The sequence below is a fragment of the Streptomyces sp. NPDC058864 genome (assembly GCF_042742985.1).
Taxonomy (GTDB): Bacteria; Actinomycetota; Actinomycetes; order Streptomycetales; family Streptomycetaceae; genus Actinacidiphila.
Map to the genome: position 1 here is coordinate 140,001 of NZ_JBHYMQ010000003.1, position 26,352 is coordinate 166,352.

At 73.7% G+C, this 26,352-nt stretch carries 31 protein-coding genes and 1 riboswitch; of the genes, 14 read left to right on the top strand and 17 right to left on the bottom strand.

Annotation, left to right across the window (positions count from 1 at the left end):
• Positions 1–109: 109 nt before the first annotated feature.
• From ACFW3D_RS03815 to bioB, 5 genes are all read right to left on the bottom strand, one after another.
• Complete coding sequence (locus ACFW3D_RS03815) at positions 110–673, bottom strand: TetR/AcrR family transcriptional regulator (protein ID WP_500500945.1); 564 nt, start codon at positions 671–673, stop codon at positions 110–112.
• Between the two features lie 40 nt (positions 674–713).
• Positions 714–1,391: a class I SAM-dependent methyltransferase gene (locus ACFW3D_RS03820; RefSeq protein ID WP_500500947.1), complete on the bottom strand. Its 678-nt coding sequence runs from the start codon at positions 1,389–1,391 to the stop codon at positions 714–716.
• A 158-nt stretch (positions 1,392–1,549) separates the two neighbouring features.
• Complete coding sequence (gene bioD / locus ACFW3D_RS03825; protein WP_500500949.1) at positions 1,550–2,281, bottom strand: dethiobiotin synthase; 732 nt, start codon at positions 2,279–2,281, stop codon at positions 1,550–1,552.
• A complete protein-coding gene (locus tag ACFW3D_RS03830; protein ID WP_500500951.1) occupies positions 2,278–3,570 on the bottom strand; it encodes an adenosylmethionine--8-amino-7-oxononanoate transaminase in 1,293 nt (430 codons plus the stop codon). The genes bioD and ACFW3D_RS03830 overlap by 4 nt, the downstream gene beginning before the upstream one ends.
• Positions 3,563–4,786, bottom strand: a complete 1,224-nt coding sequence (bioB, locus tag ACFW3D_RS03835) for a biotin synthase BioB (RefSeq protein WP_500500953.1) — start codon at positions 4,784–4,786, stop codon at positions 3,563–3,565. Before bioB ends, ACFW3D_RS03830 begins: the two co-directional genes overlap by 8 nt.
• Positions 4,787–4,933: 147 nt before the next feature.
• On the opposite strand from bioB, the gene ACFW3D_RS03840 reads away from it, so the two are divergent.
• Positions 4,934–6,082, top strand: a complete 1,149-nt coding sequence (locus ACFW3D_RS03840; protein ID WP_500500955.1) for an 8-amino-7-oxononanoate synthase — start codon at positions 4,934–4,936, stop codon at positions 6,080–6,082.
• 2 nt (positions 6,083–6,084) lie between these two features.
• Here the strand turns inward: ACFW3D_RS03840 and ACFW3D_RS03845 are convergent, their stop codons facing one another.
• Together ACFW3D_RS03845 and ACFW3D_RS03850 are read right to left on the bottom strand one after the other, a co-directional pair.
• Entirely contained in the window at positions 6,085–6,336 is a 252-nt protein-coding gene (locus tag ACFW3D_RS03845) for a DUF397 domain-containing protein (RefSeq protein WP_500500957.1), read from the bottom strand.
• Between the two features lie 15 nt (positions 6,337–6,351).
• Complete coding sequence (locus ACFW3D_RS03850) at positions 6,352–7,203, bottom strand: helix-turn-helix domain-containing protein (protein ID WP_500464178.1); 852 nt, start codon at positions 7,201–7,203, stop codon at positions 6,352–6,354.
• A gap of 288 nt (positions 7,204–7,491) precedes the next feature.
• Between ACFW3D_RS03850 and ACFW3D_RS03855 the strand changes: the two genes are divergently transcribed.
• Positions 7,492–7,923: an ATP-binding protein gene (locus ACFW3D_RS03855; protein WP_500500958.1), complete on the top strand. Its 432-nt coding sequence runs from the start codon at positions 7,492–7,494 to the stop codon at positions 7,921–7,923.
• Between the two features lie 12 nt (positions 7,924–7,935).
• Here the strand turns inward: ACFW3D_RS03855 and ACFW3D_RS03860 are convergent, their stop codons facing one another.
• The 4 genes from ACFW3D_RS03860 to ACFW3D_RS03875 form a co-directional block, all read right to left on the bottom strand.
• Entirely contained in the window at positions 7,936–8,580 is a 645-nt protein-coding gene (locus tag ACFW3D_RS03860; protein WP_500500960.1) for a GNAT family N-acetyltransferase, read from the bottom strand.
• Between the two features lie 89 nt (positions 8,581–8,669).
• Positions 8,670–9,143: a C40 family peptidase gene (locus ACFW3D_RS03865; RefSeq protein ID WP_500500962.1), complete on the bottom strand. Its 474-nt coding sequence runs from the start codon at positions 9,141–9,143 to the stop codon at positions 8,670–8,672.
• A 3-nt stretch (positions 9,144–9,146) separates the two neighbouring features.
• A riboswitch (cyclic di-AMP (ydaO/yuaA leader) is annotated at positions 9,147–9,303 on the bottom strand.
• A 351-nt stretch (positions 9,304–9,654) separates the two neighbouring features.
• Complete coding sequence (locus ACFW3D_RS03870) at positions 9,655–9,960, bottom strand: hypothetical protein (RefSeq protein ID WP_500500964.1); 306 nt, start codon at positions 9,958–9,960, stop codon at positions 9,655–9,657.
• Positions 9,961–9,966: 6 nt separating this feature from the next.
• On the bottom strand, positions 9,967–10,608 hold the full coding sequence (locus ACFW3D_RS03875; protein WP_500500966.1) for an ATP-dependent Clp protease proteolytic subunit: 642 nt from the start codon (positions 10,606–10,608) through the stop codon (positions 9,967–9,969).
• An 85-nt stretch (positions 10,609–10,693) separates the two neighbouring features.
• Here ACFW3D_RS03875 and ACFW3D_RS03880 point away from each other — a divergent pair, with 85 nt between their 5' ends.
• The 8 genes from ACFW3D_RS03880 to ACFW3D_RS03915 all read left to right on the top strand — a co-directional run bounded on the left by ACFW3D_RS03880 (position 10,694) and on the right by ACFW3D_RS03915 (position 16,703).
• On the top strand, positions 10,694–10,987 hold the full coding sequence (locus ACFW3D_RS03880; protein ID WP_433417103.1) for a type II toxin-antitoxin system Phd/YefM family antitoxin: 294 nt from the start codon (positions 10,694–10,696) through the stop codon (positions 10,985–10,987).
• Between the two features lie 781 nt (positions 10,988–11,768).
• Complete coding sequence (locus tag ACFW3D_RS03885) at positions 11,769–12,071, top strand: urease subunit gamma (RefSeq protein WP_354799516.1); 303 nt, start codon at positions 11,769–11,771, stop codon at positions 12,069–12,071.
• Positions 12,072–12,081: 10 nt separating this feature from the next.
• Positions 12,082–12,393, top strand: a complete 312-nt coding sequence (locus tag ACFW3D_RS03890) for an urease subunit beta (protein WP_500500969.1) — start codon at positions 12,082–12,084, stop codon at positions 12,391–12,393.
• Positions 12,386–14,107: an urease subunit alpha gene (locus tag ACFW3D_RS03895; protein WP_500500971.1), complete on the top strand. Its 1,722-nt coding sequence runs from the start codon at positions 12,386–12,388 to the stop codon at positions 14,105–14,107. The genes ACFW3D_RS03890 and ACFW3D_RS03895 overlap by 8 nt, the downstream gene beginning before the upstream one ends.
• A gap of 16 nt (positions 14,108–14,123) precedes the next feature.
• The gene (locus tag ACFW3D_RS03900) at positions 14,124–14,798 is read left to right on the top strand and encodes an urease accessory protein UreF (protein WP_500500973.1); all 675 of its coding nucleotides are present in this window, start codon (positions 14,124–14,126) and stop codon (positions 14,796–14,798) included.
• Between the two features lie 11 nt (positions 14,799–14,809).
• Positions 14,810–15,505 carry an urease accessory protein UreG gene (ureG, locus tag ACFW3D_RS03905; RefSeq protein WP_500500975.1) on the top strand — a complete coding sequence of 232 codons (696 nt, stop codon included), beginning with the start codon at positions 14,810–14,812 and terminating at the stop codon, positions 15,503–15,505.
• A complete protein-coding gene (locus tag ACFW3D_RS03910) occupies positions 15,502–16,263 on the top strand; it encodes an urease accessory protein UreD (RefSeq protein WP_500500977.1) in 762 nt (253 codons plus the stop codon). Before ureG ends, ACFW3D_RS03910 begins: the two co-directional genes overlap by 4 nt.
• Positions 16,260–16,703 carry a type II toxin-antitoxin system PemK/MazF family toxin gene (locus ACFW3D_RS03915; RefSeq protein ID WP_500500979.1) on the top strand — a complete coding sequence of 148 codons (444 nt, stop codon included), beginning with the start codon at positions 16,260–16,262 and terminating at the stop codon, positions 16,701–16,703. Before ACFW3D_RS03910 ends, ACFW3D_RS03915 begins: the two co-directional genes overlap by 4 nt.
• 60 nt (positions 16,704–16,763) lie before the next feature.
• Here ACFW3D_RS03915 and ACFW3D_RS03920 read toward each other — a convergent pair whose 3' ends face one another.
• Entirely contained in the window at positions 16,764–17,075 is a 312-nt protein-coding gene (locus ACFW3D_RS03920; RefSeq protein ID WP_500500981.1) for an antibiotic biosynthesis monooxygenase family protein, read from the bottom strand.
• 1,035 nt (positions 17,076–18,110) lie between these two features.
• On the opposite strand from ACFW3D_RS03920, the gene ACFW3D_RS03925 reads away from it, so the two are divergent.
• Positions 18,111–19,712 (top strand): alpha/beta hydrolase, encoded by a 1,602-nt coding sequence (locus ACFW3D_RS03925; protein ID WP_500500982.1) that lies wholly within the window; start codon positions 18,111–18,113, stop codon positions 19,710–19,712.
• A 76-nt stretch (positions 19,713–19,788) separates the two neighbouring features.
• Here the strand turns inward: ACFW3D_RS03925 and ACFW3D_RS03930 are convergent, their stop codons facing one another.
• The 4 genes from ACFW3D_RS03930 to ACFW3D_RS03945 all read right to left on the bottom strand — a co-directional run bounded on the left by ACFW3D_RS03930 (position 19,789) and on the right by ACFW3D_RS03945 (position 22,933).
• On the bottom strand, positions 19,789–20,151 hold the full coding sequence (locus tag ACFW3D_RS03930) for a cupin domain-containing protein (RefSeq protein ID WP_500500984.1): 363 nt from the start codon (positions 20,149–20,151) through the stop codon (positions 19,789–19,791).
• A gap of 9 nt (positions 20,152–20,160) precedes the next feature.
• A complete protein-coding gene (locus ACFW3D_RS03935; protein ID WP_500500986.1) occupies positions 20,161–20,991 on the bottom strand; it encodes a TIGR02452 family protein in 831 nt (276 codons plus the stop codon).
• Between the two features lie 26 nt (positions 20,992–21,017).
• Complete coding sequence (locus ACFW3D_RS03940) at positions 21,018–22,088, bottom strand: NAD-dependent epimerase/dehydratase family protein (RefSeq protein ID WP_500500988.1); 1,071 nt, start codon at positions 22,086–22,088, stop codon at positions 21,018–21,020.
• 128 nt (positions 22,089–22,216) lie between these two features.
• Entirely contained in the window at positions 22,217–22,933 is a 717-nt protein-coding gene (locus ACFW3D_RS03945; protein ID WP_500500990.1) for a lysophospholipid acyltransferase family protein, read from the bottom strand.
• 159 nt (positions 22,934–23,092) lie between these two features.
• Here ACFW3D_RS03945 and ACFW3D_RS03950 point away from each other — a divergent pair, with 159 nt between their 5' ends.
• Positions 23,093–23,386, top strand: a complete 294-nt coding sequence (locus ACFW3D_RS03950) for a hypothetical protein (protein ID WP_500500992.1) — start codon at positions 23,093–23,095, stop codon at positions 23,384–23,386.
• 12 nt (positions 23,387–23,398) lie between these two features.
• On the opposite strand, the gene ACFW3D_RS03955 is transcribed toward ACFW3D_RS03950, so the two are convergent.
• Complete coding sequence (locus tag ACFW3D_RS03955) at positions 23,399–24,844, bottom strand: MFS transporter (RefSeq protein ID WP_500500994.1); 1,446 nt, start codon at positions 24,842–24,844, stop codon at positions 23,399–23,401.
• 124 nt (positions 24,845–24,968) lie between these two features.
• Here ACFW3D_RS03955 and ACFW3D_RS03960 point away from each other — a divergent pair, with 124 nt between their 5' ends.
• Complete coding sequence (locus ACFW3D_RS03960) at positions 24,969–25,673, top strand: TetR/AcrR family transcriptional regulator (RefSeq protein ID WP_500500996.1); 705 nt, start codon at positions 24,969–24,971, stop codon at positions 25,671–25,673.
• A 98-nt stretch (positions 25,674–25,771) separates the two neighbouring features.
• A complete protein-coding gene (locus ACFW3D_RS03965) occupies positions 25,772–26,170 on the top strand; it encodes a hypothetical protein (protein WP_500500997.1) in 399 nt (132 codons plus the stop codon).
• The last annotated feature ends 182 nt before the right edge of the window (positions 26,171–26,352 follow it).

The following is a 26,352-nucleotide window of genomic DNA, read 5'->3' on the forward strand; positions in this document are numbered from 1 at the left end:
CTAGCCGCAGCCTGTGACAAGCGGTCCGGGGGACGGGATGCGCGGAACGCGCAGCCTCCCGCAGGGGTCGGCGCCGCCACGGGATCCGCGTGGCCGCGCCGGAGCCGGGTCAGGCGTGCTGCGCCAGCAGGGCGAGCGCGCCGCTGACGGCCTGGTCGAAGGGCGCGGCCGTGCCGGCCGCCCGGGCGAGCACGTAGCCGCCCTGGAGCACGGCCACGAGCGCGACCGCGATGTCGCCGGTGTCGAGGCCGGGTGCGATCTCGCCGCGCGCCTGGCCCTCGGCGAGCACGTCCGCCAGCCGTCCGCGCAGCCATTCGAAGGTCTCGTCGAGCGGCGCCCGCAACCGCGGGCTCGCGACGACCTCCGGGTCCTGGGCGAGCCGCCCGATCGGGCAGCCCCGCAGCACGTCGCGTTCGCGGCGAAGGTAGCGGGAGACCCGCTCGACCGCCGGGCCCGGGAGGGCGAGTTCGCGCTCGGCGGCCTCCCGCATCTGTTCGGCGGTACGGCGCACGGCGGCGAGCGCCAGCTCCGGCTTGCCGGAGAAGTGGTGGTACATGCTGCCCTGGCCGACCCCCGAACGCTGCTGGATGGCCTTGGGGCTGGTGCCGACGTAGCCGCGTTCCCAGAGCAGCTCGCGGGTGCTCTCGATCAGGCGCTCCGACGTCGTTTCCATGGCAGCAGTGTACATACCAGTAGGTACAGGACCCCGGAGCTCAGCCGCGGCGCCGGGCGGTGGCCAGGACGTGCGGGGCGCTCGGTACGGGCAGGGTGAGGCCCTTTGCGCGCTCCGGGACGCGGAAGCGGCGTAGTTCCAGCAACTCGAAACCGGCCGCCTCAACCGCGGACAGCGTGTCCCGCCCGGTCCGGCAGCCGCCGAACAGCAGCGGCCACAGCGTGCGGTCCGCCGCCCACTGCAGCGCCGCGTGCCCGCGGCCCTCGGCCCGGCAGTGCTCCAGCAGCCGCAGCTGCCCGCCCGGCCGGAGCACCCGGTGGAGCTCGGCCAGGGCACGCCTCTGGTCGCGTACGGAGCACAGCACCAGTGAGGCGACCGCCGCGTCGAAGGCCTCGCTCTTGACCGGCAGCGCCTCGGCGACCCCGGGCACCACGTCCACCGGCACCTCGGCGAGCTGCGCCGCGTCGGCGGCCAGCCGGCGCAGATGCCGCTCCGGCTCGATCGCCACGACCTCGGCCACGGTGCCCGGATAGTGACGGAAGTTCAGCCCCGGTCCCGCGCCGATCTCGATGACCCGGCCGGTGAGCCCGGCGAGCACGGTCCGCCGGTACGCGCCGAAGCCCGCGCGGGCGTCCATCACCGGGCCGCAGCGGGCGTAGAAGCGGGCGAACAGCGGGTGATGGACGGATTCGCGCGTCACGCCGGTACGGCTCCGCATGGCCGGACCTCCTTCGCCTCGGCACCCCTCTCTCCGATTCTGCCGCTCCGGAGCCGTCCCCAAGCCTTCCCCCACCGGGGCGAATTCGGCGTGTCGCCCGAAGGCCGCCCCAGGACACCGCTGCGGCGGGATCGTCCGGGGACGGCCGGCGGCGGGGGTCAGGCCAGGGCGGGGGGTGCCCAGTGCGCGGTGAAGGCGGACGCGTCCCACATGCCGCCGATGCGGGGGGAGAGCCAGCCGGGCGCGGCCTCGCGGAAGGCGGCGGGGTCGAGGGCGGCCGCACCGGCGGGCAGGGCGCCCAGGAGCGGGGCGCCGGTGACGCCGGGCAGGTCGGCCAGGTTGCAGCGGGCGGCCAGGTCCGCGTCCTCGGGCCAGCTGCCGATGACCAGGCCCGCGCAGTTGAGGTCCCGCGCCTTCAGCGCCTCCGCCGTCAGCGCGGCACTGTTGAGGGTGCCGAGCCCCGCCGGGGCGACCACGACCACCGGGGCCGAGAGCATCCGTGCCGCGTCCGCCAGCGTCGAGCCCGCGTCGTCGAGCCGGACGAGCAGCCCGCCCGCGCCCTCGACGAGGACGATGTCGTGCACCGCCGCCAGCTTCGCCGCAGCCTCCGCGATCTCGGTCGGGCCCACCGGGTTGATCCCGGAGCGCCGTGCGGCCGTGGCGGGCGCCAGCGGCTCGGGGTACCGGGCCAGTTCGACGCTCGTGACCTCGGGCCCGGCGAGCCGGGTGACCTCGGCGGCGTCGCCCGGTTCGCCGGGGCCCACCCCGGTCTGCGCGGGCTTGAGGTAGGCGACGCTGTACTGGTTGAACAGCACGGTCGCCGCGATCGCCGCCGTGGTCACCGTCTTGCCGATCTCCGTGCCCGTACCGGTCACGAACAACACCGTCATGCCGCCTCCGCCGCCGCGCGCACCGCCGCGCAGATGCGCGCGATGTCCTCGTCCCCCGTGACGTACGGGGGCATCGTGTAGATCAAGTCCCGGAACGGCCGCAACCATACCCCGCTGCGGACGGCGGCCCGCGTCGCGCCGGCGAGGTCGACCGGGTGGTCGAGCTGGACGACGCCGATCGCGCCCAGCACCCGTACGTCGCGGACCCCCGGGAGCCCGGCGGCGGGCGCGAGCCCCTCGCGCAGCCCGGCCTCGATCCGCTTGACCTCCTGCGCCCAGTCCTGGCCGAGCAGCAGGTCGATGGAGGCACAGGCGACGGCCGCGGCCAGCGGGTTGCCCATGAAGGTCGGGCCGTGGGCGAGCACCGGCACCTCGCCCCGGGAGATCCCGTCGGCGACGCGCGAGGTGCACAAGGTCGCCGCCATCGTGAGGTAGCCGCCGGTCAGCGCCTTGCCGACGCACATCACGTCCGGACTGACCCCGGCCTGTTCGGCGGCGAACAACGTCCCCGTGCGCCCGAAGCCGGTGGCGATCTCGTCGAACACCAGCAGCACGTCGTGCTCGTCGCACGCCTCGCGCAGCACCCGCAGGTAGGCGGGTGAGTGGAAGGCCATGCCGCCCGCGCCCTGCACGACGGGCTCCACGACGACCGCGGCGAGCTCGTGCGCGTGGCGGGCGATCGTCTCGCGCAGGTGGTCGGCGTACGCCTCCTCGTACGCGGCCGGCGGCGCGTCCGCGAAGACCTGCCGGGGCAGGACGCCGGACCACAGCCCGTGCATCCCGCCCTCCGGGTCGCAGACGGACATCGGCTGCCAGGTGTCGCCGTGGTAGCCGCCGCGCCAGGTCATCAGCCGCTGCTTCTCCGGCCGGCCGAGCGAACGCCAGTACTGCAGGCACATCTTGACGGCGACCTCGACCGACACGGAGCCGGAGTCGGCGAGGAAGACGTGCCGCAGCGGCTCGGGGGTGATCTCCACCAGGCGGGCGGCGAGCCGCACGGCCGGTTCGTGGGTGAGCCCGCCGAACATCACGTGGCTCATCCGGTCCAGCTGGCCGCGGGCCGCCTCGTTGAGCACCGGGTGGTTGTAGCCGTGGATCGCCGACCACCAGGACGACATGCCGTCCACGAGGTCGGTCGCACCCTCGACGGGCTCGGCGAGCCGCAGCCGGACCCCGGCCGCGGACTCGACGACGAGCGGTTCCTGACGGCCCGGCATGGGCCCGTACGGATGCCAGACGTGCTCCCGGTCCAGTGCCAGCAGCTCGCCGGGGGTGAGCGGCTCAGGCATTGGGCGGCAGGTCCGTGCCGGTGCCACGGCGGCGCACGGCCACCAGGTCGGTGCGGGCGGCGCCGGCGGCCGCCGGCTGCGCGAGCTCGCCGGGGGTGCCGCCGTGGGAGTGGCCGCCGCAGGGGCCGCAGCCGCCGCCCTCGCCCTCGCCGTGCGAGCCGCAGCCCACGGAGCCCTGGCCGCCGCAGCCCCCGGCCGCGGCCGCCGCGTCCACCCGGTGCACGGGCAGGGTCACCTCACCGGCTCCCTCCACCTCGAAACCGGCGTCCGCGATCATGTCGAGGTCGGCCTTGCCGGCCTGGCCCTCACTGGTGAGGTAGTCGCCCAGGAAGATCGAGTTCGCCAGGTGCAGGGCGAGCGGCTGCATGCTCCGCAGGTGCACCTCACGGCCGCCCGCGATGCGGACCTCCACATCGGGACAGACGAACCGCACCATCGAGAGGATCCGCAGGCACCGCTGCGGGGTGAGGTTCCACTCCTTCGCCAGCGGGGTGCCCTCGAAGGGGATGAGGAAGTTCACCGGGACGGAGTCGGGGTCCAGCTCGCGGAGCGAGAAGACCACGTCGACCAGGTCCTCGTCGCTCTCGCCCATGCCCGCGATCAGCCCGGAGCAGGCGGACAGGCCCGCCGCCTGGGCCTGTTGCACCGTTTCGACCCGGTCCGCGTAGGTGTGGGTGGTGGTGATGTCCCCGTAGGTGGCCTCGGAGGTGTTGAGGTTGTGGTTGTACGCGTCGGCGCCCGCGCCGCGCAGCCGCTCGGCCTGTCCGTCGGAGAGGAGGCCCAGGCAGGCGCAGACCTCGACGTCCTCGTTCTGCTCCTTGATGGCCTCGATGGTCCTGGAGACCCGGTCCACGTCGCGGTCGGTCGGGCCGCGTCCGCTCGCCACCAGGCAGACCCGCTTGGCGCCGCCGGCGACCCCCGCCGCCGCGGCGGCCGCCGCCTCGTCGGGCTTCAGCCAGGTGTACTTGAGGATCCCGGCCTCCGAGCCGAGCCGCTGCGAGCAGTACGAGCAGTCCTCGGGGCACAGCCCCGACTTGAGGTTGACCAGGTAGTTCAGCTTCACCCGGCGGCCGAACCAGGCGCGGCGCACCTTGCCGGCCGCGGCCACCACGTCCAGGAGTTCGTCGTCGGAGGTCGCCAGGACGGCGAGCGCCTCCTCGCGGGTGGGCAGCTCGCGGCGCAGGCCCTTGTCCACCAAAGCATTGAGCAGTTCCATGCCGCGATCCTGACGCACGGCACCGGCCACGGCCAATGGGACATCCCACAAGACCGCTCGCTCAGGGTGTGTGCATCACCACACCGTGCGAGCCGGTCCGGCACACTACGGTGCTGCCGAACCCTCCGCCGACCCCAGGGAACGACCATGAACCGCGACCCGTTCGACTGGATCGACGCGCACGCCGAACGGCGTCGCGCCGCCGGGCTGGTGCGCACCCTGCGGCCCCGGCCGGCGCACTCGCCACTGCTGGACCTCGCCTCCAACGACTACCTGGGACTCGCCCACCACCCCGAGGTGACCCGGGCCGGTGCGGACGCCTGCCTGCGCTGGGGCGCCGGCTCGACCGGTTCCAGGCTGGTCACCGGCAGCACCGAGCTGCACGCCGAGCTGGAGGCCGAACTCGCCGCCTTCTGCGGCTTCGAGGCGGCGCTGGTCCTCGCCTCCGGCTACGCCGCCAACCTCGCCGCCGTCACCGCGCTCACCACCGAGCCGGGCACGCTCATCGTCTCCGACAGCGGCAACCACGCGTCGCTGATCGACGGCTGCCGCCTCTCCCGTGCCGGCACCGAGGTCGTGCCGCACGCCGATCCGGACGCCCTCCGCAAGGCGCTCACCGGCCACGACGGGCCCGCCGTGGCCGTCACCGACTCGGTCTTCTCGGTGGACGGCGACGCCGCCCCGCTCCGTGCGCTGGCCGACGCCTGCGGCGAGCACGGCGCCGCGCTGCTGGTGGACGACGCGCACGGACTCGGGGTGCTCGGCCCCGGTGGGCGGGGGGCGGCCGCGGAGGCGGGCCTCGCGGGCGCGCCCGGGCTGGTGTGCACCGCCACGCTCTCCAAGTCCCTGGGCAGCCAGGGCGGCGTGGTGCTCGGCCCGGCCCGGGTCATCGAGCACCTCGTCAACGCCGCGCGGACGTTCATCTTCGACACGGGCCTCGCCCCGGCGGCGACGGGCGCCGCGCTCGGCGCGCTGCGGCTGCTGAAGCGGGAACCGGAGCGTGCCGTACGGGCCCGGGCGGTCGCCCGCGAGCTGTACGAGCGGCTGGTGGAGGCGGGGCTGGACGCCACCGCGCCGGACGCGTGCGTCGTGTCGGTGCGGGCGCCGTCGCCCGAGGCGGCGGTCGAGTGGGCCGCGGCGTGCCGCGGGGCGGGTCTCGCGGTGGGCTGCTTCCGGCCACCGTCCGTGCCCGACGGGATCTCGCGGCTGCGGCTCACCGCGCGGGCGGATCTGACGGACCGGGAGATCGGCGACGCCGTGGGGACGATCGTCCGTACGGCGCCGCCGTGCCCCTGAGGTCAGGGGCGTTCGGTCAGGCTCCCCGCCGCCACGGCGGCGAGGAACTCCGCCCAGGCCGCCGGGGGGAAGAGCAGGGCAGGGCCGCGCACATCCTTGGAGTCGCGTACGGCGAGTCGTCCCGAGAACGGCCCGTCCCCGATGAGGGCCGTCTCGACACAGTTGTTCGCCGCCGTGCTGTAGCTGCTGCGTCGCCAGTTCACGCCGAAGAGGGACGCACTGGAGGAGACGTACTGAGGCAGAGCGTCGGACATGGGGGGTGTGCCTCCTTACGCGCCTTTGCCGATGCCGGAGATGAAGGACAGCGACTGCTCACTCGACAGGGCGTGGGAGCGCAACCGATTGAAGGCAGCACCGTACGCCCTGACGTCCTCGTGCTGATCCAGATAGAGACTACTCGTCAAATGGTCGAGAACAACCACGTCCAGATCAGCAATGCGCGGAAATGAGAAGATTACGAAAGGCCCTGTGACGCCTATATGCCCACCGGCCGAGAAAGGCAGCACCTGCAGATGCACATGAGGCAGTGAACCCAGCTCCACAAGATGGCTCAATTGCGCCGCCATCACTCCTGGACCCCCCACCCTCCGGCGCAGCACCGCCTCGTCCAGCACCGCCCACAGCTCCAGCGGGGGATCGGCGCGCAGCACCGCCTGGCGGGCCATCCGCACCTGCACCAGGGTCGCGATCTGCCGCGGACCGAGCTGCGGGAGGACGGAACGGGTCAGTTCCCGGGCGTAGTCCGGGGTCTGCAGCAGGCCCGGCACCACCGTCGTCTCCAGGGTCCGCGCCCGGCAGGCGTCGGTCTCCAGGGAGATGAAGTCCCGGTAGGCGGACGGGAGTTCCTCCCGGAACTCATGCCACCAGCCGCGCCGGTCGCCCTCACCGGCCAGAGCGGCGAGCATCTCCCGCAGCCGCTGGTCGCGTACCCCGTACACGTCCAGCAGCGCCGTGACGTCCTCGGGGCGCACCCCGCTGCGGCCGGTCTCGATCCGGCTCACCTTGGACTGGTGCCATCCCAGGCGCTGGGCGGCCTCACCGCTCGTGAGCCCCGCCGTGTCGCGCAGACGGCGCAATTCCGAGCCGATCTTGCGGCGGCGTACCGCCGGCACCTGCTGCATGGTGTGTGCACCTCCCGGTTCCCGGCACCCCCGCCGGTCCCCGAGCGAAGTCTGCCGCGCAAATACGTTCTCTCGTAGCAGAGTTCACCGCTTTGGGCGACAGATATATGCATATAGCTGTGGTGACACCCGATTAAGGGCACGATGAGTGACACTCTGGCGCGTGAGTGCCGTACGGGGACGTGCCACGCGTAAGGCGGGGCACGGCGCCTTCGGCTGTCGCGCGCACGGCCACGGGCGCGGCAGGCGCCGGCGTCCTGGTCACGGCGGGAAAGGGACAGCGTCGCCATGGCAGACCACCAGGAAGCATCCGTCACCCTGCCGAGCGACCCTGCCTCGGTCCCCGCGGTACGTCGCTACGTGAGCGACCTACTGGCGGAGTGGGGCATGCCCGAGGACTCGGACCCCGCCGACTCCGTCCGGCTCATCGTCTCCGAGCTCGCCACCAACGCGGTGCTGCACACCCTCGGCCAGTCTCCGACCTTCACCCTCGACGTCCAGCTCGACCGGGACGAGCAACTGCGCATCGGGGTCACCGACAGCCATCCCCGCTGGCCCCAGCGACTGCCCGCAGCCGTGCAGCAGGACAACGGCCGCGGCATGGTGATCATCCGTCACCTCACGGCGGAGGCGGGTGGCACCCTCCTCGTCACCCCCACCGAGGAGGGCGGCAAGACGGTGTGGATCAGCCTGCCCTGGGCCACCGCCGCCGTCGAGTGACCCCGGTGGTCCTCAGTCCTCCCGGGTGAGCAGCAGCGCCTCGGCGCCCATCGGAACGAAGCCCGCCGCCGTGAACGCCCGCACGCTCGCCGCGTTGCCCGGGGCGATCTGGGCCCACACCGTCGCGCCCCCGGGGACGAGATGACGTGCCGCCAGCGCGAGCCGGCGGCCGAGGCCCGCGCCGCGTGCTCCCGGGTCGACCTCCACGGCCGCCTCCCAGCGACCCGCCACGCCCCTGCCGATCAGGACCGTGCCCCCGGGCACCGTCCAGGCCCGTACCGCGTCCCGGTGCCGCAGGGCCCGGGCGATCCGGGGACGACCCCGGTCGGCGGTCTCCCGCAGGGCCAGGTCCAGGGCGGCCGGTGGCGGCCCCGGGAGGGCCGGAGCGGCGGTCAGTAGGTCCACGTTGTTCACCGTGCGGTCCAGCAGCGCGCACAGCGCGGTGAGGAAGGGCGGATTGAGCGGCGCCGACAGATCGCCCGGTGGCAGCAGCCCGCGCACCGCCGCCGGGTCGGCGTCGGCGAAGACCACGCTGTGGGCGGTGAAGGCGATCACCCCGGCGTCGCGCGGCGCGGGCTGCGGCACGACCGTCACCGAGCCGTCGGCGGGCGGGAAGACGCCGCCGGCGGCGTCGGCGAGGATGCGTTCCAGGGACACACCGGCACGGTACCGGCACGTCCCCGGTGCCGGTCGCGGTGCCGGTCGCGGTGCCCGGGAGCCCCGGCTCCCGGGCACCGCGACCGGGGTCACTTCACCCGGCCGTACCAGACGCTGCGGCTCCAGATCTTCTCCAGCCGCACCCGCCCGCCGGGCTTGGGGGAGTGCCAGATCTTCCCGTGTCCGGCGTACATCCCCACGTGGTAGACGTTGCTCCCGTAGTGGAAGAAGACCAGGTCACCACGGGTCCGTGCGGACTTCCGGATGTGCCGGACGCTGTTGTACTGCGCGCCCGCGGTGCGGGGGAGCTTCTTGCCCGCCTTCTTGAAGGAGTAGAAGGTGAGCCCGGAGCAGTCGAACCTGCCGGGACCGGCGGCCCCGTACTGGTACAGGGCGCCCCTCTTGGACGCCGCGATCTTCAGTGCCTTGGCGGAGACGGTCGCCGCCTCGGCCTGCTGGGCGAGATCGGGCAGTACCGCGGGACCGGCCACGGCGGCCGCCGTGAGGGCGGAGACCGCCCCCAGCCGGCACAGGACCCCGGACATGGCTGTCGGCGCACTCATGCGCAACCCTTCGTCGTCCGCCTGCGAAGGATGACCTGTCGGGTTCGGGCAGGCGAAGATGCCCGGCCGCGGCTGCGGCTTCACCCCAAGGGTCCGGCGACCGGCGCCGGACCCGTCGTGCTCGGGTCCTCCGCTCCTGCCGATGCGTCGTCGTCGACCTGGCATCCGCGCGGCGGCAGGATTCGGCGTCCGCGCGGACCGCCCCGCCGGGATGACGGGGGCTTGTCGTCGAAGGGATGATCACCCACCGAAGCGACCGATTCCCAGCGCAACCGGTCGAATGTGAGTCTGTTCACGACTCACCTATTCGGGTGGACTCCACGACACAAGCCCCGGACTGACGACTCGAAAGGAGTCGAACACCAGGGACGGAGCGTCAGATTCCGTATGTGTGCGGCCATGTCGCGCAAGTCGGGGTCATCCGGGCGTCCACGGCAGATACAACGATCGGGCGAGTCCATTCGGTTCGAGTTCGCGCCGCCCGAACGGTCCAGTGTGTCGTGACGCTCCGTCAGCGAGGCCGCGGTGACGGCAAGGTCACCTGACCGGTGCGCCGTTCGCCGTCGAGCACCCGCAGTGCCCGTTCCATCGTCGCCGTGTGCACCTCGCTCTCCCCGCGCATGTGCATCAGCGTCAGCGCGTCACGCAGGTCGGTTGCCCGCCCCACCAGGGCCTGTGCGGCGCGCAGCGCCCCGTAGGTGTCCCGCGAGCGGGACGGATTGATCCGGCCGAGCAGGTCCACGACCTCCAGATAGGCGTCGATGAGCTCGCCCTCGGCCCGCGTCAGGGCCGGGAGCGGGGGCAGTTCGGGCACCACGGCCGGTCACCGCAGGGCGCGCGGGGCGCGGCCGGCGCCGTCCTTGCGGCTCAGCGTCAGCCGGTCCACCAGGCCATAGGCGACGGCCGACGGGGCGTCAAAAATGGTGTCCCGTTCGATGTCGGCCCGGATCCGCTCCGGTTCCTGCCCGGAGTGCCGTACCAGCAGCTCCTCCAACTGATCCCGGCGGCGGAGCAGTTCCCTGGCCTGGATCTCCAGGTCGGCCGTGGTGCCCTGGACCACCTCCGCGAACGAGGGCTGGTGGATCAGCACCCGCGAGCCGGGGGTCGCCAGTCGCTTGCCGGGCGTTCCGGCGGCGAGCAGGACGGCCGCCGCCGATGCCGCCTGGCCGACGCACACCGTCGACACGTCGCAGCTGACGAACTGCATGGTGTCGTAGATCGCGGTCATCGCGGTGAAGGACCCGCCGGGGGAATTGATGTAGAGCGAGACGTCCTGCTCCGGGGCGGCGGCCTCCAGGTGGATCAGCTGCGCCATCACGTCGTTGGCCGAGGTGTCGTCGATGGGCGTCCCGAGCAGGACGATCCGCTCCTGGAGCAGCTTGGAGTACGGGTCCATGGAGCGCACGCCCTCGCTGGTGCGCTCGGTGAACTCGGGCAGGACGTAGCGGGCGGTCGGTCGAAGCATCGCTGCACCTCCGTGGGCACCCTGGGCAGGGGTGGCCGTCGCTGTAAAAAATGTACAGGACGTACATCTCGTTATGATGGGGAGCATGGCCCACGAAGTACCGGTGACACAAGCGCGTGCGGAGCTGGCGGAGCTGATCAACCGCGTCGTCTACGGCGGTGAGCGGGTGGTCGTGACCCGTCACGGCAAGCCGCTGGTCGCTCTGGTCTCCGCCGCTGACCTGCAACGACTCCAGGAACTGGATGCCGCACCCGAGGAGGCGGTGGTCAGTACGGTCTCCTCGGTGCGCGGGGCGGTGTCCGCCACGGGCGAACGCCGCCGCTTCGGCATCGCCGCGGAGCACCGCGGCACGACGAACGCCCGCCACGACGGCGCCTGAGCGGTTCCCCGCGGTCCGTGTGCGTGGCGGTGGCGGGCCGTCCCCCGCGTGGTGAGCGCCGCCACCGGGCACGGGGTTCCCGTGCATGGTGGCGCAGGCGTCACTGCGGATCGGGAGCCCCCGGCGCGGGGACGGCAGCGGCCCGGCCGGCCGCGGGGCGCCCGCCGATTCGGGAAGTGCTCCGGTGCGAAGACCACTCCGGGGGACGGGGTGCCGCGCGTCCGCGTCCTGCCCGGCGCGACGCGCGCCCGGTCGGGGCGGCCCCTTTCCTGGACTCCCGCCGGGGCACAGCGGCCGCGCGCTGTCGCCGCCCGGATCCGGCGAGGCCCGGCGAGGCCGGGAGAACCGCGGCGCGGATCGGCCGTGGGGGGCCACCACGTCCTTCGCCGCCGGCGAGCCGGCCCCCGCACGTGCCGCCCGCGGACGGCGGGCAGGGCCCCGTACCCCGCGGGAGGCGACGGCGGCGCCGCGGATCTCGGCGCGGCCCGCGCGGCACGCGCGGCCATCGAGAATGCGCCGGGGGGTCAGCCGAACCCGTGTCGCACGCCGGGGAGCTGACACGCCGTGGCATGCTGCCGGGGGACGCCGGCCCCGACGGCGCCGCCCGCGCCCTGATCGGCGGCGTCCGTCCTGGGCTGACGCTTCACCCCGCAGGGCGGGAGTTAACGCGGACGAAACGCCGCCGAACTAGCCTGCGGCTGCCGGACAACGGCAGAGCGGATCCGCAGGCCGGGGACGCCCCCGCGGGCCCGTTCACCCGGGACGACTGCGAGGTGTGGCCGTGCAACTGACCCCCCACGAGCAGGAACGCCTGCTCGTCCATGTCGCCGCCGACGTGGCGGAGAAACGCCGGGCCAGGGGCCTGAGGCTGAACCACCCGGAAGCCGTGGCCCTGATCACCTCGCACCTCCTCGAGGGCGCCCGGGACGGCCGCACCGTCGCCGAACTCATGGCCTCCGGCCGCAAGGTGCTGACCAGGGACGACGTCATGGAGGGCGTGCCGGAGATGATCCGCGACGTCCAGGTCGAGGCCACCTTCCCGGACGGCACCAAGCTCGTCACCGTCCACGAGCCGATCGTCTAGGGGCCGCCGCGTGATTCCCGGGGAGATCCTGCACGCCGCCGAAGCGGTCGTGCTCAACGCGGGCAAGCCGGTCACCCGGCTGACCGTGCTGAACTCCGCCGACCGGCCGGTCCAGGTCGGTTCCCACTACCACTTCGCCGAGGCCAATCCCGGTCTCGTCTTCGACCGTGCCGCCGCCCGAGGCAAGCGTCTGGCCGTCGCCGCCGGGACCGCCGTGCGCTTCGAACCGGGCATCCCCGTCGAGGTCGAGCTCGTGCCGCTCGGCGGCGCGCGGATCGTGGCGGGGCTGCGCGGGGAGACCGGAGGTGCGCTCGATGGCTGAGATCTCGCGAGCCGTGTACGCCGACCTGTTCGGGCCGACCACCGGGGACCGGGTACGGCTCGCCGACACCGACCTGCTGATCGAGGTCGAGCGGGACCTGTCGGGAGGCGCCGACGGCTCGGGCGACGAGGTCGTCTTCGGCGGTGGCAAGGTGATCCGCGAGTCGATGGGGCAGGCCCGGGCCACCCGGGCCGAGGGCACCCCCGACACGGTGATCACCGGCGCCGTCGTCCTGGACCACTGGGGCGTGGTCAAGGCGGACATCGGCATCCGCGACGGGCGGATCGCGGCGCTGGGCAAGGCCGGCAACCCCGACACCATGGACGGCGTCCACCCGGACCTGGTCATCGGACCCGAGACCGAGGTCATCGCCGGCAACGGCAGGATCGTCACCGCTGGGGCGATCGACGCCCACGTCCACTTCATCTCCCCGACGATCGTGGACGAGGCGCTGGCCTCCGGCATCACCACGCTCGTCGGCGGCGGCACCGGTCCCGCCGAGGGCACCAAGGCCACCACCATCACACCGGGGCCCTGGCACCTCGCCCGGATGTTCGCCGCGCTGGAGCACTACCCGGTCAACATCGGACTGCTCGGCAAGGGCAACACCGTCTCCCACGAGGCGATGCTGTCCCAGCTGCGCGGCGGCGCCGTGGGCTTCAAGATCCACGAGGACTGGGGCGCCACCCCGGCCGCGATCGACGCCTGCCTGACGGTGTGCGAGGCGACCGGCGCCCAGCTCGCCGTCCACACCGACACCCTCAACGAGGCCGGTTTCGTCGAGGACACCCTCGCCGCCATCGCCGGGCGGGGCATCCACGCCTACCACACCGAGGGCGCGGGCGGCGGGCACGCACCGGACATCATGACCGTCGTCGCCCACCCCAACGTCCTGCCGTCCTCGACCAACCCCACCCGCCCGCACACCGTCAACACCGTCGACGAGCACCTCGACATGCTGATGGTCTGCCACCACCTCAACCCCGCCGTGCCGGAGGACCTCGCCTTCGCCGAGTCGCGGATCAGGCCCGGCACGATCGCCGCCGAGGACGTCCTGCACGACCTGGGGGCGATCTCGATCATCTCCTCGGACTCCCAGGCCATGGGCCGGGTCGGCGAGGTCGTGCTCCGCACCTGGCAGACCGCGCACGTCATGAAGCGGCGCCGCGGCGCCCTGCCCGGTGACGGGCGGGCCGACAACCTGCGCGCACGTCGATATGTCGCCAAGTACACCATCAACCCCGCGGTCGCCCAGGGCCTCGACGGCGAGATCGGCTCGGTCGAGAGCGGCAAGCTCGCCGACCTGGTGCTGTGGGACCCGGCGTTCTTCGGGGTCAAACCACAACTCGTCCTCAAGGGCGGCCAGATCGCCTACGCGCAGATGGGCGACGCCAACGCCTCCATCCCGACCCCGCAGCCGGTCCTGCCGCGGCCGATGTTCGGCGCGATCGGCGGTGCCCCCGCCGCCAACTCCTTCACCTTCGTCACACACACCGCCCTGGAGGACGGCCTCGCCGAACGCCTCGCCCTCGGGAAGCGGTTCCTCCCGATCCGCGACACACGGCGTGTCACCAAGGCGGACATGCGCGAGAACGACGCCATGCCGCGGGTCGAGGTGGACCCCGACACCTTCACCGTCCGCATCGACGGAGACGTCGTCGAACCCGCCCCGGCCACGGAACTGCCCATGGCCCAGCGGTACTTCCTCTTCTGAGCGGAGCAGGGGGACGATGAACCGCGCCGCGCTGCTGCTGCTCGCCGACGGCCGCTTCCCCGCCGGGGGCCACGCCCACTCCGGAGGGGCCGAGGCCGCCGTCACGGCGGGCCGGATCACCTGCCCCGGCACGCTCGAGGAGTTCTGCCGGGGCAGACTGCACACCACGGGCCTGGTGGCCGCGGCGCTCTCCGCCGCGGCCGCCGCCGGCGCCGACCCGCTCGCCCTCGACGAGGCCGCCGACGCCCGCACCCCCTCGCCCGCCCTGCGGCGGACCGCCCGCCGTCTCGGCCGGCAGATGATGCGCGCCGCCCGTGCCGCCTGGCCGTCACCCGGGCTCGACGCACTCGCCGCCGCCCGCCCGCGGGGCGCCCACCAGCCCGTCGTGCTCGGCGTCACGGCCCGCGCGGCCGGCCTCACCCCGCTGGACGCCGCCCACGCGGCGGCGTACGAGGCCGTGACCGGCCCGGCAACCGCCGCCGTACGCCTGCTGAGCCTCGACCCCTTCGCGGTGACCGCCGCCCTCGCCCGGCTCACACCGGACCTGGACGAGGTCGCCGCCCGCGCCGCCGAGGCCGCCCAGCGCTGCCTCACCGAGGGCACCGACGCCCTGCCCGCCGCCTCCGCGCCCCTGCTCGACGTGTACGCCGAGGCGCACGCCGGGTGGCCCGTCCGCCTCTTCGCCTCCTAGGGGGACCCCTGATGCACCTCGACCACGACCACACCGTCTTCCCGCAGCGGCACACCTGGGCCGCGCCCACGGCCCGCCCCGACGGCAGCCGCCGCGCGCTGCGCATCGGCCTCGGCGGCCCGGTCGGCTCGGGGAAGACCGCCACCGTCGCCGCGCTGTGCCGCGCGCTGCGCGACGAGTTGTCCATCGCCGTCGTCACCAACGACATCTACACCCGCGAGGACGCCGACTTCCTGCTGCGCAAGGCCGTCCTGCCGCCCGAGCGGATCGCCGCCGTGGAGACCGGCGCGTGCCCGCACACCGCGATCCGCGACGACATCTCGGCCAACCTCGAGGCCGTCGAGGACCTGGAGGACGCCGTCGGGCCGCTCGACCTCGTCCTGGTGGAGTCCGGCGGCGACAACCTCACCGCCACCTTCTCCAGGGGCCTGGTCGACGCACAGGTCTTCGTGATCGACGTGGCCGGCGGCGACGACATCCCCCGCAAGGGCGGTCCCGGGGTGACCACCGCCGACCTGCTGGTCGTCAACAAGACCGACCTCGCCCCGTACGTCGGCTCCGACCTCGGACGCATGGCGAGCGACGCGCGGCGGCAGCGCGGCGACCTGCCGGTGGTCTTCACCTCCCTCGTCGCCGAGAACGGCGTCGCCCCCGTCGCCGAGTGGATCCGTACGCGACTGGCGGCCTGGGCGACGGTCCCCGCGTGAGCGGCGTCCACGCCACCGCCCGGATCACCGCCGTCCCGGACGGCCGCGGCGGCACCGCGCTGCCCGAACTCACCGGTGAGGGGCCGCTCGCGCTGCGCCGTACGCGCTCCGCCGAACCAAGGGCGGCCCGGGTGACCGTGGTCGGTGCCATGACCGCGCCGCTCGGGGGCGACCGGCTGGCCGTGCACGCCACCGCCGCACCGGGCGCGGTGCTGCACGTCGACGCGTCCGCGGCCACCGTGGCGCTGCCGGGCCGCGGCGGGGAGCAGGCGCGGTACGAGGTACGGCTCACCGTCGGCGAGGACGCCGAACTGCACTGGCTGCCCGAGCCGTTGATCGCCGCGGAGGGCAGCGACCTGCTCATGACCACCACGGCCGAACTCGCCCAGGGCGCCCGCCTCGTGCTCCGCGAGGAGCAGATCCTCGGCCGGGCGGGCGAGCGGCCGGGACGGCTCACCACCCGTCTCACGGTACGGATCGGCGGCCGTCCGCTGCTGGACCAGGAGCTCTCCTTCGGGCCGGGCGTGGCGGGCTGGGCCGGCCCCGCCGTGCTGCACACCCACCGGGCCGCGGGTCAACTGCTCGTCGTGGACCCGGCGTTCGAGGAGAAGCCGGTGGAGGCGCGAGTGCCGGTACGGGACGCGGAACAGGGCGAGTGCGTGCTGACCCCGCTGGCCGGTCCCGCCGCGCTGCTGACCGCCGTCGCGCCGGACGGGCTGTGCCTGCGCCGGATGCTGTCGGCTAGCGTGGCCCCGTGACGTCCATAGACACCGAGAACCCGGGCCGCTACGGCCCCAGCGCGACCACCGAGGCACAGCCGGAGCGGGTCGGCCCCGTCCGCACCGAGTACGCACCGGCCCACGACGGCGACCCCGACCCGGGCGAGATCGTCTGGACCTGGGTGCCCTACGAGGAGAACGACGGCCGGGGCAAGGACCGCCCGGTCCTCGTCGTCGCGCGAGAGCCCGGCGACACGCTGCTGGCGGTCCAGCTCTCCAGCAAGGAGCACAACGACGACCGCGAGTGGGTCGCCATCGGCTCCGGCCCGTGGGACAAGTCCGGCCGCGCCTCCTGGGTGAACGTCGACCGGGTGCTGCGCGTCCACCCCGACGGCATGCGCCGCGAGGCCTGCGCGCTCGACCGTGGCCGCTTCAACATCGTCGTGAACCGGCTCAAGGAGCTGTACCGCTGGCGCTGACGCGCCCGCCGACCGGCCCCCGGGGCGAACGCCGCCCCGGGGGCCGGAACCGGCACCGCGTCAGGGCTTCACATCGGCGACGACCGCGTACTGCGTCGACTCGTGCTCGACGATGCACTCGCGCAACCCGACCCTCCGCGCCTTGAAGTCCTCGCTCGCCAGGTACGCGAGGTACTGGTCGAGCGACCGCCACTCGCTGGTGACGATCCAGCTGTCCGGGTCGGCGAGCGACCGGCACAGCTGCGAACTGATGAAGCCGTCCGCCTTGACGATGCCGCGGTGCACGAGGTCGTATGCCTGCGCATACTGATCCCCCTTGCCCTCGTGAAGCCGGATCCGCAGAACGACGCGTGTCTTCGGTGTGCTGTCCATGGAACCTCGATCCTTGGGGGCGCGAGGACCGTGCGCACGCCGCAGCCGCGCTGAGGACGGTGGCGTGGGGCCCGGGAGGACCGCTCGATCGCACGGGGCGGTGCGTGATCGCGTGGCAGGGGCCGTCGAGCGCGGGTCCCGGGACGGTCGCCCGGGGGATCGCCTCGTCCATCCCCAGGGGGATGGGGCGCCCCGTTTACCGCCGTCCCTCGACTGTGCGGCCCTCACCCGGGCGGGGCAAAAGGCGCTGGTCCGAACGGGTGAGGCCCGGTCCGTCGCCACGGGACGCCGGCCCCGCCCGGCAGGCCGGTCAGCACCGCAGCCGCCCCGTCCGCACTCCCGCGGTGCAGCACCCCCGTTCGGTGGACCGGCCGCGGCGCCGCCGGCGGCACCGCGGGGACACCCGCAGCCCCTCGGCCGCGGAACGGACCGGCAGCGCCGGCCCGCGCCCTCGCCCCGGGCCGGCACCGCCCGATTTTCGGGCCCTCGTGCCCTGCCCCGGGCCGCGGTCGGCGGCAGTCATCTCGGCGGCAGTCCGCGCCGCCGGCACCACGACAGGTCCTCCGCGGCGCGGCGCACCGCGTGCGGGGCCCGGCCCCGGGCAGCCGCAGCGGGGATCGCCGGGCGCGCTCGCCGCTGACCGGTCCACGCGGGTGCGCGGCAGCTGCCGGAGTTCGCCCGGAACGTGTCCGGTGACAGCGTGCCCTGCCTTCCGCTCCCGGCGTCCGCGCCCGGCACGGCGGACCTCGCCGGGCGCTGCCACTGCGCCGTGGGCCTCGACCGGGCCCGTTCCGCTCCCGGTTCACCGGCCGCGACGCCGACGGCGCAACCCCGGGGCCGCCGGACTCACGGGTCACCCATGCCTCCGCGCCCTCGCCGGGGCGGCAGCGGAGCAGGCCGCCAACCGCCGCTCCCGCCTTATGGGTTGGTAAAGAAACACTCATAAGATCTTCTCCCGCAGCCCTCCGGGACGAAAGGATCCTCCTGCAGTTGTGATCGGGCCGCCACGAGCGGCACCAACAGCAGGGGGAGTTCATGGTGAGACGCACGGCCGTGCTCGGGCTGACCGCGGCCCTGATAGCCGGCACCGTCGCCACGGCGGCACCGCAGACCGCGGTCGCCCGCAGTGGGCCGGCAAACCACGGACACAGCGGCGCCGCCGAGGCGAACGGCGTACGGATCGCCGCCGCGCACGCGGCCAGGAAGGGCATCGACTGGGCCGCCTGCCCGGCGGACTGGGGCATCGCGAGCCCGGTCCAGTGCGGCTGGGTGACCGTACCCGTCGACTACGCCAAGCCCTACGGCAAGACGATCAAGATCGCGGTGGACCGCATCGGCAACACCGGCACCGCCGCCGAGCGCCAGGGCGCCCTCATCTACAACCCGGGCGGGCCCGGTGGCTCCGGGATGCGCTTCCCGCTCCGCGTGACGACCAAGAACCCGATCTGGGCGGCGACCGCCAAGGCCTACGACTTCGTGGGCTTCGACCCGCGCGGTGTCGGCCACTCGGCGCCCATCTCCTGCGCCGACCCGCAGGAGTTCGTGAAGGCCCCCAAGGCCGACCCCGTTCCCGACAGCGAGGCCGACAAGCGGGCCCAGCGCAAGCTGGCCGCCGAGTACGCGGAAGGCTGCAAGGAGCGCACCGGTGCCGCGATGCTGTCGCAGATGACGACGGCCAACACCGCCCGCGACCTCGATGTCGTCCGCGCCGCCCTCGGCGAGCGCAAGCTCAACTACCTCGGCGTCTCCTACGGCACCTACCTCGGCGCCGTCTACGCCACGCTCTTCCCGTCGCACGTGCGCCGCATGGTCGTCGACAGCGTCGTCAACCCGTCCCGCGACCAGATCTGGTACCAGAACAACCTCGACCAGGACGTCGCCTTCGAGGGCCGCTGGAACGACTGGAAGGCCTGGGTCGCCAAGTACGACTCCGTGTACCACATCGGCAACACCCCGGCGAAGGTCCAGGCGAAGTGGGAGCAGTTGCGGGCCACCGCCAAGGCGCACCCCATTGGCGGGCTCGTGGGTCCGGCCGAACTGCTCGGCCTCTTCCAGAGCGCCCCGTACTACGACTCGTCGTGGGCGGCCGTGGCCGGGATCTGGAGCGCCTACCTCGCGGGCGACACCCAGGCGCTGGTCGACGCCGCGGCCCCCGACCTGTCGGACACCGCGGGCAACGCCGCCTCGGAGAACGGCAACGCGGTCTACACGGCGGTGGAGTGCACCGACGCCAAGTGGCCGCGCGACTGGCGCACCTGGGACCGCGACAACACCCGGTTGCACGCCAAGTACCCGTTCCTGACCTGGTCCAACGCGTGGATGAACCTGCCCTGTGCCACCTGGGGCGTCCCGCAGCAGAACCCGGTGGAGGTGCGGACCGGCCACGGTCTGCCGCGCGTCATGATCGTCCAGAGCACCCGTGACGCGGCGACCCCGTACACCGGCGCCGTGGAGCTGCACAAGCGGCTCAAGGGCTCGCTGATGATCACCGAGAAGGGCGCCGGGTCGCACGGCGTCACCGGCCTGGTCAACCCCTGCATCAACGACCGAGTCACCGGCTACTTCGTGACGGGCAGGCTCGACCGGTCCGACGTGACGTGCGCGCCGCACGCCACGCCGGTGCCGCCCACGAGCTGACCCCCGGTGCACAGGCGGACGGCCCCGCGGCGCCCTCGGGCGCGGCGGGGCCGTCCGGCGTTGCGTGCCCGGGCGGCTACTCCAGCCGTACCCCGGTCGTGCCCGCGCCCTCGTTGCCGTCCCCGGTGTTGACCGTGCCGCGCGGCTCGAACATCAGGATGCGGGTGCCCTCCTCGGCGCGCGGCCGGTGCGGCACCCCGCGGGGCACGGTGAACACCTCGTGCGGGCCCAGCGTCACCGTGCGGTCCGGCAGGTCGAGGTGCAGCCGGCCGGCGAGGACGAGGAAGAACTCGTCGGTGTCCGCGTGCGCGTGCTCGGGGAAGTCGCCCTCGACGTTGGCGACCTTGACGTCGTAGTCGTTGACCTCGGCGAGGACGTGCGGCATCCACTTCCGGTCCACGGCGTCCATCACGGTGTCGATGTTGCGCTTGTCGTTCATGCGACTCCTCTACCCCGGGAAGGCGGCGGCGAAGGCGGCCCGGGTGGGCGAGTCCGCGCGCCGGTCCAGTACGGCGAAGACGACCCGGCCGAAGCGGCCCGCGAACCGTCCGCCCGGCCCGAGGTGCTCGCGGAAGGCGGCGGCGACCGCCGCCGGGTCGTTGCGGAACACCCCGCAGCCCCAGGCGCCCAGTACCAGGGAGGGGTAGCCGTGCGCCGCCGCGACCTCGAGCACCCGGCCCGCGCGGGCCGTCAGCGCGGCGGGCACCCGGTCCATGTCCTCCGGCTCCTGACGGGCGATCACTCCCGCGTTGGGCGCGGCGGAGGTGAGGAATCCGGCCTCGAAGGGCTCGTCCAGCAGGACGCCGTGCTCGTCGCGGAAGACCGGGACGCCGGGGGAGTGGATCACCCGGTCGCTGTAGAAGGGGCTGCGGTCGGCCCGGTGCCAGTCGTAGAACTCCCGCACCGTGAGCAGCGTCGTGTACAGCGCCGACGCACGGCAGAGCGCCTCCTCCTGGGCCTGCGCACCGTTGACGTAGCCGCCGCCCGGATTGCGTGCCGAGGCGAAGTTCAGCACGGCGACCGGGACTTCCGGCGCCTGCCTCACCAGCCGGCGTGCCGCCTGCAGGCTGTCCTCGCCGGTCACCTCGAAGGCGGTCGGCCCGATGCGCTCCGTGCCGGGGCCGGGATCGACGGGCCCGGGGCCGTACATCCGCGTCCCCCGCACGGACCGGGCGACGACCTCCCCGATCGCCACGTCCACGCCGCGTGCCGTTCGGTAGCGGCCGCTCGCGACAAGGCCTTCCGTCTCCTTGGCGAGGGCCCGCAGCCGCGCACTCATGTCCCGTCCTTTTCCACGTCCCGAGGCTATTCGGCCGCCCGGGGCCCGGCGAGCGGTTTTCCGGCGGCCAGCCAGCGGTCCTCGGCCTCGTAGTCGAACAGGTCGCCGAAGCGGTCGTAGGTCGACGCCAGGACGGGGAAGGCCGCCCGCCAGTCCCGTCCGCCGAGCCGTTCCACCAGCCAGGCCACGTTCTCCGGCAGGGACTCCGCGTAGCCCGTCACGGCGCGGTAGCCCAGCTCGCGCTCCGCGGCCGACATGTCCAGTACGAAGGGGTGCGCCGTGGTCCACGGGGTGTCGCCGACGTTCTTCGCCGGGGGAGGGCCGTCCACGGCGTACGTCTCCGCCTCGTGGCCCAGCACCGCGGCGATGGCGTCCGCGATCTCCGCCACCGTCGGGGCGTACGGGTCGCCGGCGTTGAGCACCCGCGCTCCGGGGCGGCGGGCGGCCAGCCGCACCAGCTCGGCGAGGTTCGCGGCGTGCACCGGGTGGAAACGGCTCTCCCCGCCGTACGCGAGCACCCGGAACGGCCGCCGGTCCACGGCCCGCTTGACGAAGTAGAGCTCCCTCGGCCGCAGGCTGTGCGGGCCGTGGACGGCACCGGCGCGCAGCAGAGTGACGGGCAGCCGGTCCTCCGCCGCGAGGAGGTCGCGCTCCAGCGCCACCTTGCGCGGCGAGTACCCGCCCTCCCCGGGGGCCAGCACGGCTTGCGCCTCCGTGACGGGCACCGGGAAGACGGGCGCGCCGCCCGGCTCCCCGTCGGTCTCCAGGCTGCGGCCCCGGCCGTCCTCGTACACGGAGCAACTGGACACGACGACCGCGGAGCCGATCCGGCCCGCCAGATCCGTCAGCTGCCGTGCGTGCTCCGGCCCGTAGGCGACGCAGTCCAGCAGCACGTCGCAGCCCTCGCCGAGCGCCGCCGCCAGCGCCCCCGTGTCCTCGCGGTCCACCGCCACCGGCCGGACCCCGTCGGGCCACTCCACGTCACCGCCGCCCCCGCGGGAGGCGGCCCGCACCTCCCAGCCGTCCTCGGCGAGGGCGCGCACCGCCGCCCTGCCGATCTGTCCCGTCGCACCGATCACGAACGCAGTTCCCGTCATGACGGCGACGCTAGGCGGGCCGGGTGCGGCCGGACCAGGGTCGTTCGCCGTGCGCGGATCCGCCCAGGGCGCAACCCGCCGGGGCGCGCGACCGGTCAGGCGCGACCGCTCGGTTCAGGCGCGACGGGTCAGGCGCCGCGGCGCAGCCGGGAGCCGATGCCGGACGGGCCCTGCTGCTCCGCCTTGACCTCGGCGGCGTAGCGGTCGACGTACTCCTGGCCGGACAGGGCGAGGATGGCGTACATGATCTCGTCCGTGGCCGAGCGCACCACGTAGCGCTCGTTGTCCATCCCCTCGAAGCGCGAGAACTCCAGCGGCTTGCCGAAGCGGATCGTCACCGGCTTGATGCGCGGCAGCCGCCGGCCGGCGGGCTGGATCTCGTACGTGCCGATCATCGCGCACGGGACGACCGGAACCTTCGCGCGGATGGCCATGGTGGCCACGCCGACCTTGCCCTTGTAGAGGCGTCCGTCGTGGGAGCGGGTGCCCTCGGGGTAGATCCCGAGGAGTTCGCCCTTGCCGAGCACCTTCATCCCCTCGCGGATCGCCGACTCGCCCGCCTTGCCGCCGGAGCGGTCGACCGGGATCTGCCCGATGCTGTGGAAGAACGCGGCGGTCAGCCGCCCCTTGAGGCCGGTGCCGGTGAAGTACTCGGCCTTCGCCAGGAAGGTGATCCTGCGCGGCAGGATCGCGGGCATCAGGAAGTGGTCGGAGAACGACAGGTGGTTGCCCGCGACGATCGCCGCGCCCTCCTCCGGGATGTTCTCCATGCCCTCGATCCTCGGGCGGAACAGCACCCGCAGCAGCGGGCCGAGGACCACGTACTTGAGCACGTAGTAGAACACGGACTGACTCCCAACTGGCGCCGATCGGCTCCGGGGCGGCGTTCTGCCAGGTCACAACGCGATTCAAGGATCGTCAGTCTAGGCGCGGCCGGTGCCGCCCGTCACCGGGCCGGTACGCGTACGCCGAGCACTGCCTCGTCCGCCGGAGGGAGCGCACCGGTGTCCGCCGCCGCGGTACCGTCCGCGGGGCTCGTCCGCGCCCCCGCCGCCCGGCGTGCCTCCGGCGCTGACTACGGCGGCTTCGTCACGGCCGGGCACTGCGCCCACCCGGCGCCCGCCGTGCACGGCTGGGACGGCTCCTGCGTCGGTGCCTTCCCGGGCGGTACGTTCCCGGGCAACGACCACGGCCGGGTCAACCTCGGCAGCGGCCGGCGGACGGTCCCCGTGGTGCTGGGCCGGGGCACCGTCCCCGACACCCTGGCCCGCTGCGGCCTCACCGTGCACACCGCCTGAGGCGGGACCTGTTCAGTGTCCCGCCGCGCCCTCGCGGGCGCGGCGGGGCAGCAGGAAGGCGGCCGCCAGCGCCGCGACGAACGCGGCCGCGGCCATGAGCGCCGTCCACTGGGCCGCGGGCACCGTGCCGCCGTCGGCCGCGTACGAGAAGAACGCCGTGCCGAGCACCGCGACGCCGACCGAACCGCCCAGCTGCTGGACGGCGTTGAGGACGCCGGAGGCCGAGCCGGTCCCGCGCTCCTCGACGTCCGCGAGGGCGATGTCGAAGAACGGCGCCATGACCAGGCCCATCGCGAAGCCGTTCAGCAGGAGGGCGGGCAGCAGCTGCCAGGTGGTGGCCCCGTTGCCCGCCAGGTGCACGGTGAGCGCCAGCGCGGCGACCGCCACCGCCGACAGCGCGAAGCCGGCCTGGATGGTGAGCCGGCCGTACTTCGGGCCCAGGACGGCACCGGAGAGGATCGCACCGACGACCGTGCCGGCGGACCAGGGGATCATCGAGGCCCCGGCGTGCAGGGCGCTGTAGCCGAGCCCCACCTGAAGGTGCAGGGTGAGCACCAGCATCAGCCCGCTGACCGCCGCGAAGAAGACGACGCCCACCAGGAGCGCGGCGGAGAAGCCGCGGTGGCGGAAGAGCCCGGGCTCGACGAGCGGGGAACCGCCCCGCGCCACCAGCCGCCGCTGGTACCGGGCGAAGAGGGCGAGCACCGGGACCGCGCCCGCCATCGACAGGTACGTCCACAGCGGCCATCCGAGGTCGCGGCCCTGCACCAGCGGGTAGACCAGCATGAGCACCCCGAGGCTGACCAGCGCGGATCCCGCCAGGTCCAGCCGCGGCGCGTGCGGCGAGCGGCCCTCGGGCAGGATGCGCAGCGCGACGGCGAAGGCGACGGCGCCGATCGGCACGTTGATCAGGAACACCGAACGCCAGCCGGAGCCGAAGAGGTCCGCGTCGGTGAGGAATCCGCCGAGCACCGGCCCGGCGACCGCGGCGAGCCCCATGACCGGCCCGAACGCGCCGAAGGCCGCCCCCTGCTCCTTCGGCGGGAACATCTGGCGCAGGATGCCGAGGCCCTGCGGCACCATCATGGCGGCGAAGAGCCCCTGCGCGGCCCGTCCGCCGATCAGCATCCCCGCGGAGCCCGCGGCCGCGCAGAGCGCGGAGCACACCGTGAACCCGGCGAGCCCGGCGAGGAACATCCGGCGGCGGCCGACGATGTCGCCGAGCCGCGCCCCGGTGATCATCAGCACCGAGAAGGCCAGCGTGTAGGCGGCGGTGATCCACTGGATCTGCGTGGAGCTGCCGCCGAAGTCCGCGCGGATCGAGGGCGAGGCGACGCCGACGATGGTGGCGTCGAGCAGGTCCATGATCTCGACGGCGAGGATCACGGCCAGCCCGAGCCTGCGCAGGGGGTGGCCGGTGGCAGGGGACGCCGGCGGGGAGAGGGATTGGGTGGTCATGGGGGCCTCCATGGGGCCGGAGCGTGACGAACACTGTTCGTTTCGAACGAACAGTGTTCTAGATAACGAACGGCGTTCGTGTCAAGTACGCTGTCCGTGTTCCGCTCCCGGAGGTACGCAGCACGTGACATCGGTCCCCGTCCCGCCCTGGCGCGCCGAGCGCAAGAAGGCCCCCCGCCGCAGCCTCAACCGCGAGGCGATCGTCACAGCGGCCCTCCACGTCGTCGACGCCGAGGGTCTGGACGCGCTGAGCATGCGCCGGGTCGCCCAGGAACTGGACACCGGCGCCGCCTCGCTCTACGCGCACGTCGCCAACAAGGAGGAACTGCTCGAGCTGCTCCTCGACCGCATCCAGGCCGACGTGATCCGCCCGGAGCCCGATCCGCAGCGGTGGCAGGAGCAGATCAAGGAGATGGCCCGGCAGGGCCGCCGCGTCCTGGTCACCCACCGCGACCTGGCGCGCGCCGCCATCGGCCAGGGCATCCCCTTCGGTCCCAACGCGCTCCTGAACGCCGAGGCCATGCTCGCGATCTTCAAGGCGGGCGGCCTGTCCGACCAGGTCTGCGCCTACGGCGTGGACGCGCTCGCGCTCTTCGTCACCGCCACCGCGGTCGAGGAGAGCCTGCGCGGCCAGGGCTTCGGTGAGGCGGGGGTGAGCCTGGACGAGCAGATCGTCCGCATCCGCGAGTACTTCGGCTCACTGCCCCCCGAGCGTTTCCCCCACATCACGGGCATGGTCGACGCCCTGATGCGCGACGAGGGCGACGAGCGCTTCGAGTTCGGCCTCGACCTCCTCGTCTCCGGCCTCGCCCGCCACGCCCCCGCCTGACGCCACGCCCCCGCGGCTGCCGCATCGGGGCACGTACTCGGCCGGAGCTGAGTACCTGCGCTCTGGTCCGAGCGGAGGCGGGGCGGGACGCTCGGCTCATGCGCCGATCAACAGCGAATCCCGCATCCCGGTTGTTGCCGATCCTCCTGCTGACGGTCCTCGCGTCGGCCGACTGGGCCGCCTGGCTGGGCTGGGACGGGCACCGTGACGTGCAACCCGACGGCACCGTGACCGGGCCCTACGAAGCCTGGCAGGTCGCAGGGCTGGTCCTGACGCTCGTGGTGGTCGTGTGCCTGGCCGCGTCCCGCGGCTTCGTCATGGCCGCAGTGCTCGGCACCTCGCTCGGCCTGACCGTCGCCGCCTTCGTCGACTGGTCGGACGACTCGAGCGGCCTCTTCCTGGTCGGCGTGGTGATGGTGATGGCGGGGAGCCTCGCCGGGACCGCCGTCGTCGCCGCGGTGACCGCGTCCGTGACCCGGGGCGGACGCCGGCCCTGAGCCCGAAGGCGCCTCGGGCCCGTACGGGGCGTCGGCGCACGCCGCAGGATCTCGTGCCGGACGACGATCGCGGCGGCGCTGCCGGGTTGTCCGGCGTCCTGTGGGGGCATGTCCGCTCTCCGGTCCTCCGGTCGGCTCGCACCATGTTCCTCGCACGCCACCACCCCGGACCGGTGGCGGGT

Coding starts and splice junctions, on each gene's coding strand:
- ACFW3D_RS03935 (WP_500500986.1), bottom strand. CDS start 20,991: ATGAGTGCGCGGCTGCGGGCCCTCGCCAAGGAGACGGAAGGCCTTGTC.
- ACFW3D_RS03850 (WP_500464178.1), bottom strand. CDS start 7,203: ATGCAGCAGGTGCCGGCGGTACGCCGCCGCAAGATCGGCTCGGAATTG.
- ACFW3D_RS03855 (WP_500500958.1), top strand. CDS start 7,492: ATGGCAGACCACCAGGAAGCATCCGTCACCCTGCCGAGCGACCCTGCC.
- ACFW3D_RS03895 (WP_500500971.1), top strand. CDS start 12,386: ATGGCTGAGATCTCGCGAGCCGTGTACGCCGACCTGTTCGGGCCGACC.
- ureG (WP_500500975.1), top strand. CDS start 14,810: ATGCACCTCGACCACGACCACACCGTCTTCCCGCAGCGGCACACCTGG.
- ACFW3D_RS03875 (WP_500500966.1), bottom strand. CDS start 10,608: ATGCTTCGACCGACCGCCCGCTACGTCCTGCCCGAGTTCACCGAGCGC.
- bioB (WP_500500953.1), bottom strand. CDS start 4,786: ATGGAACTGCTCAATGCTTTGGTGGACAAGGGCCTGCGCCGCGAGCTG.
- ACFW3D_RS03900 (WP_500500973.1), top strand. CDS start 14,124: ATGAACCGCGCCGCGCTGCTGCTGCTCGCCGACGGCCGCTTCCCCGCC.
- ACFW3D_RS03965 (WP_500500997.1), top strand. CDS start 25,772: ATGCGCCGATCAACAGCGAATCCCGCATCCCGGTTGTTGCCGATCCTC.
- ACFW3D_RS03920 (WP_500500981.1), bottom strand. CDS start 17,075: ATGGACAGCACACCGAAGACACGCGTCGTTCTGCGGATCCGGCTTCAC.
- ACFW3D_RS03955 (WP_500500994.1), bottom strand. CDS start 24,844: ATGACCACCCAATCCCTCTCCCCGCCGGCGTCCCCTGCCACCGGCCAC.
- ACFW3D_RS03830 (WP_500500951.1), bottom strand. CDS start 3,570: ATGCCTGAGCCGCTCACCCCCGGCGAGCTGCTGGCACTGGACCGGGAG.
- ACFW3D_RS03930 (WP_500500984.1), bottom strand. CDS start 20,151: ATGAACGACAAGCGCAACATCGACACCGTGATGGACGCCGTGGACCGG.
- ACFW3D_RS03840 (WP_500500955.1), top strand. CDS start 4,934: ATGAACCGCGACCCGTTCGACTGGATCGACGCGCACGCCGAACGGCGT.
- ACFW3D_RS03940 (WP_500500988.1), bottom strand. CDS start 22,088: ATGACGGGAACTGCGTTCGTGATCGGTGCGACGGGACAGATCGGCAGG.
- ACFW3D_RS03865 (WP_500500962.1), bottom strand. CDS start 9,143: ATGAGTGCGCCGACAGCCATGTCCGGGGTCCTGTGCCGGCTGGGGGCG.
- ACFW3D_RS03880 (WP_433417103.1), top strand. CDS start 10,694: ATGGCCCACGAAGTACCGGTGACACAAGCGCGTGCGGAGCTGGCGGAG.
- ACFW3D_RS03815 (WP_500500945.1), bottom strand. CDS start 673: ATGGAAACGACGTCGGAGCGCCTGATCGAGAGCACCCGCGAGCTGCTC.
- ACFW3D_RS03925 (WP_500500982.1), top strand. CDS start 18,111: ATGGTGAGACGCACGGCCGTGCTCGGGCTGACCGCGGCCCTGATAGCC.
- bioD (WP_500500949.1), bottom strand. CDS start 2,281: ATGACGGTGTTGTTCGTGACCGGTACGGGCACGGAGATCGGCAAGACG.
- ACFW3D_RS03820 (WP_500500947.1), bottom strand. CDS start 1,391: ATGCGGAGCCGTACCGGCGTGACGCGCGAATCCGTCCATCACCCGCTG.
- ACFW3D_RS03845 (WP_500500957.1), bottom strand. CDS start 6,336: ATGTCCGACGCTCTGCCTCAGTACGTCTCCTCCAGTGCGTCCCTCTTC.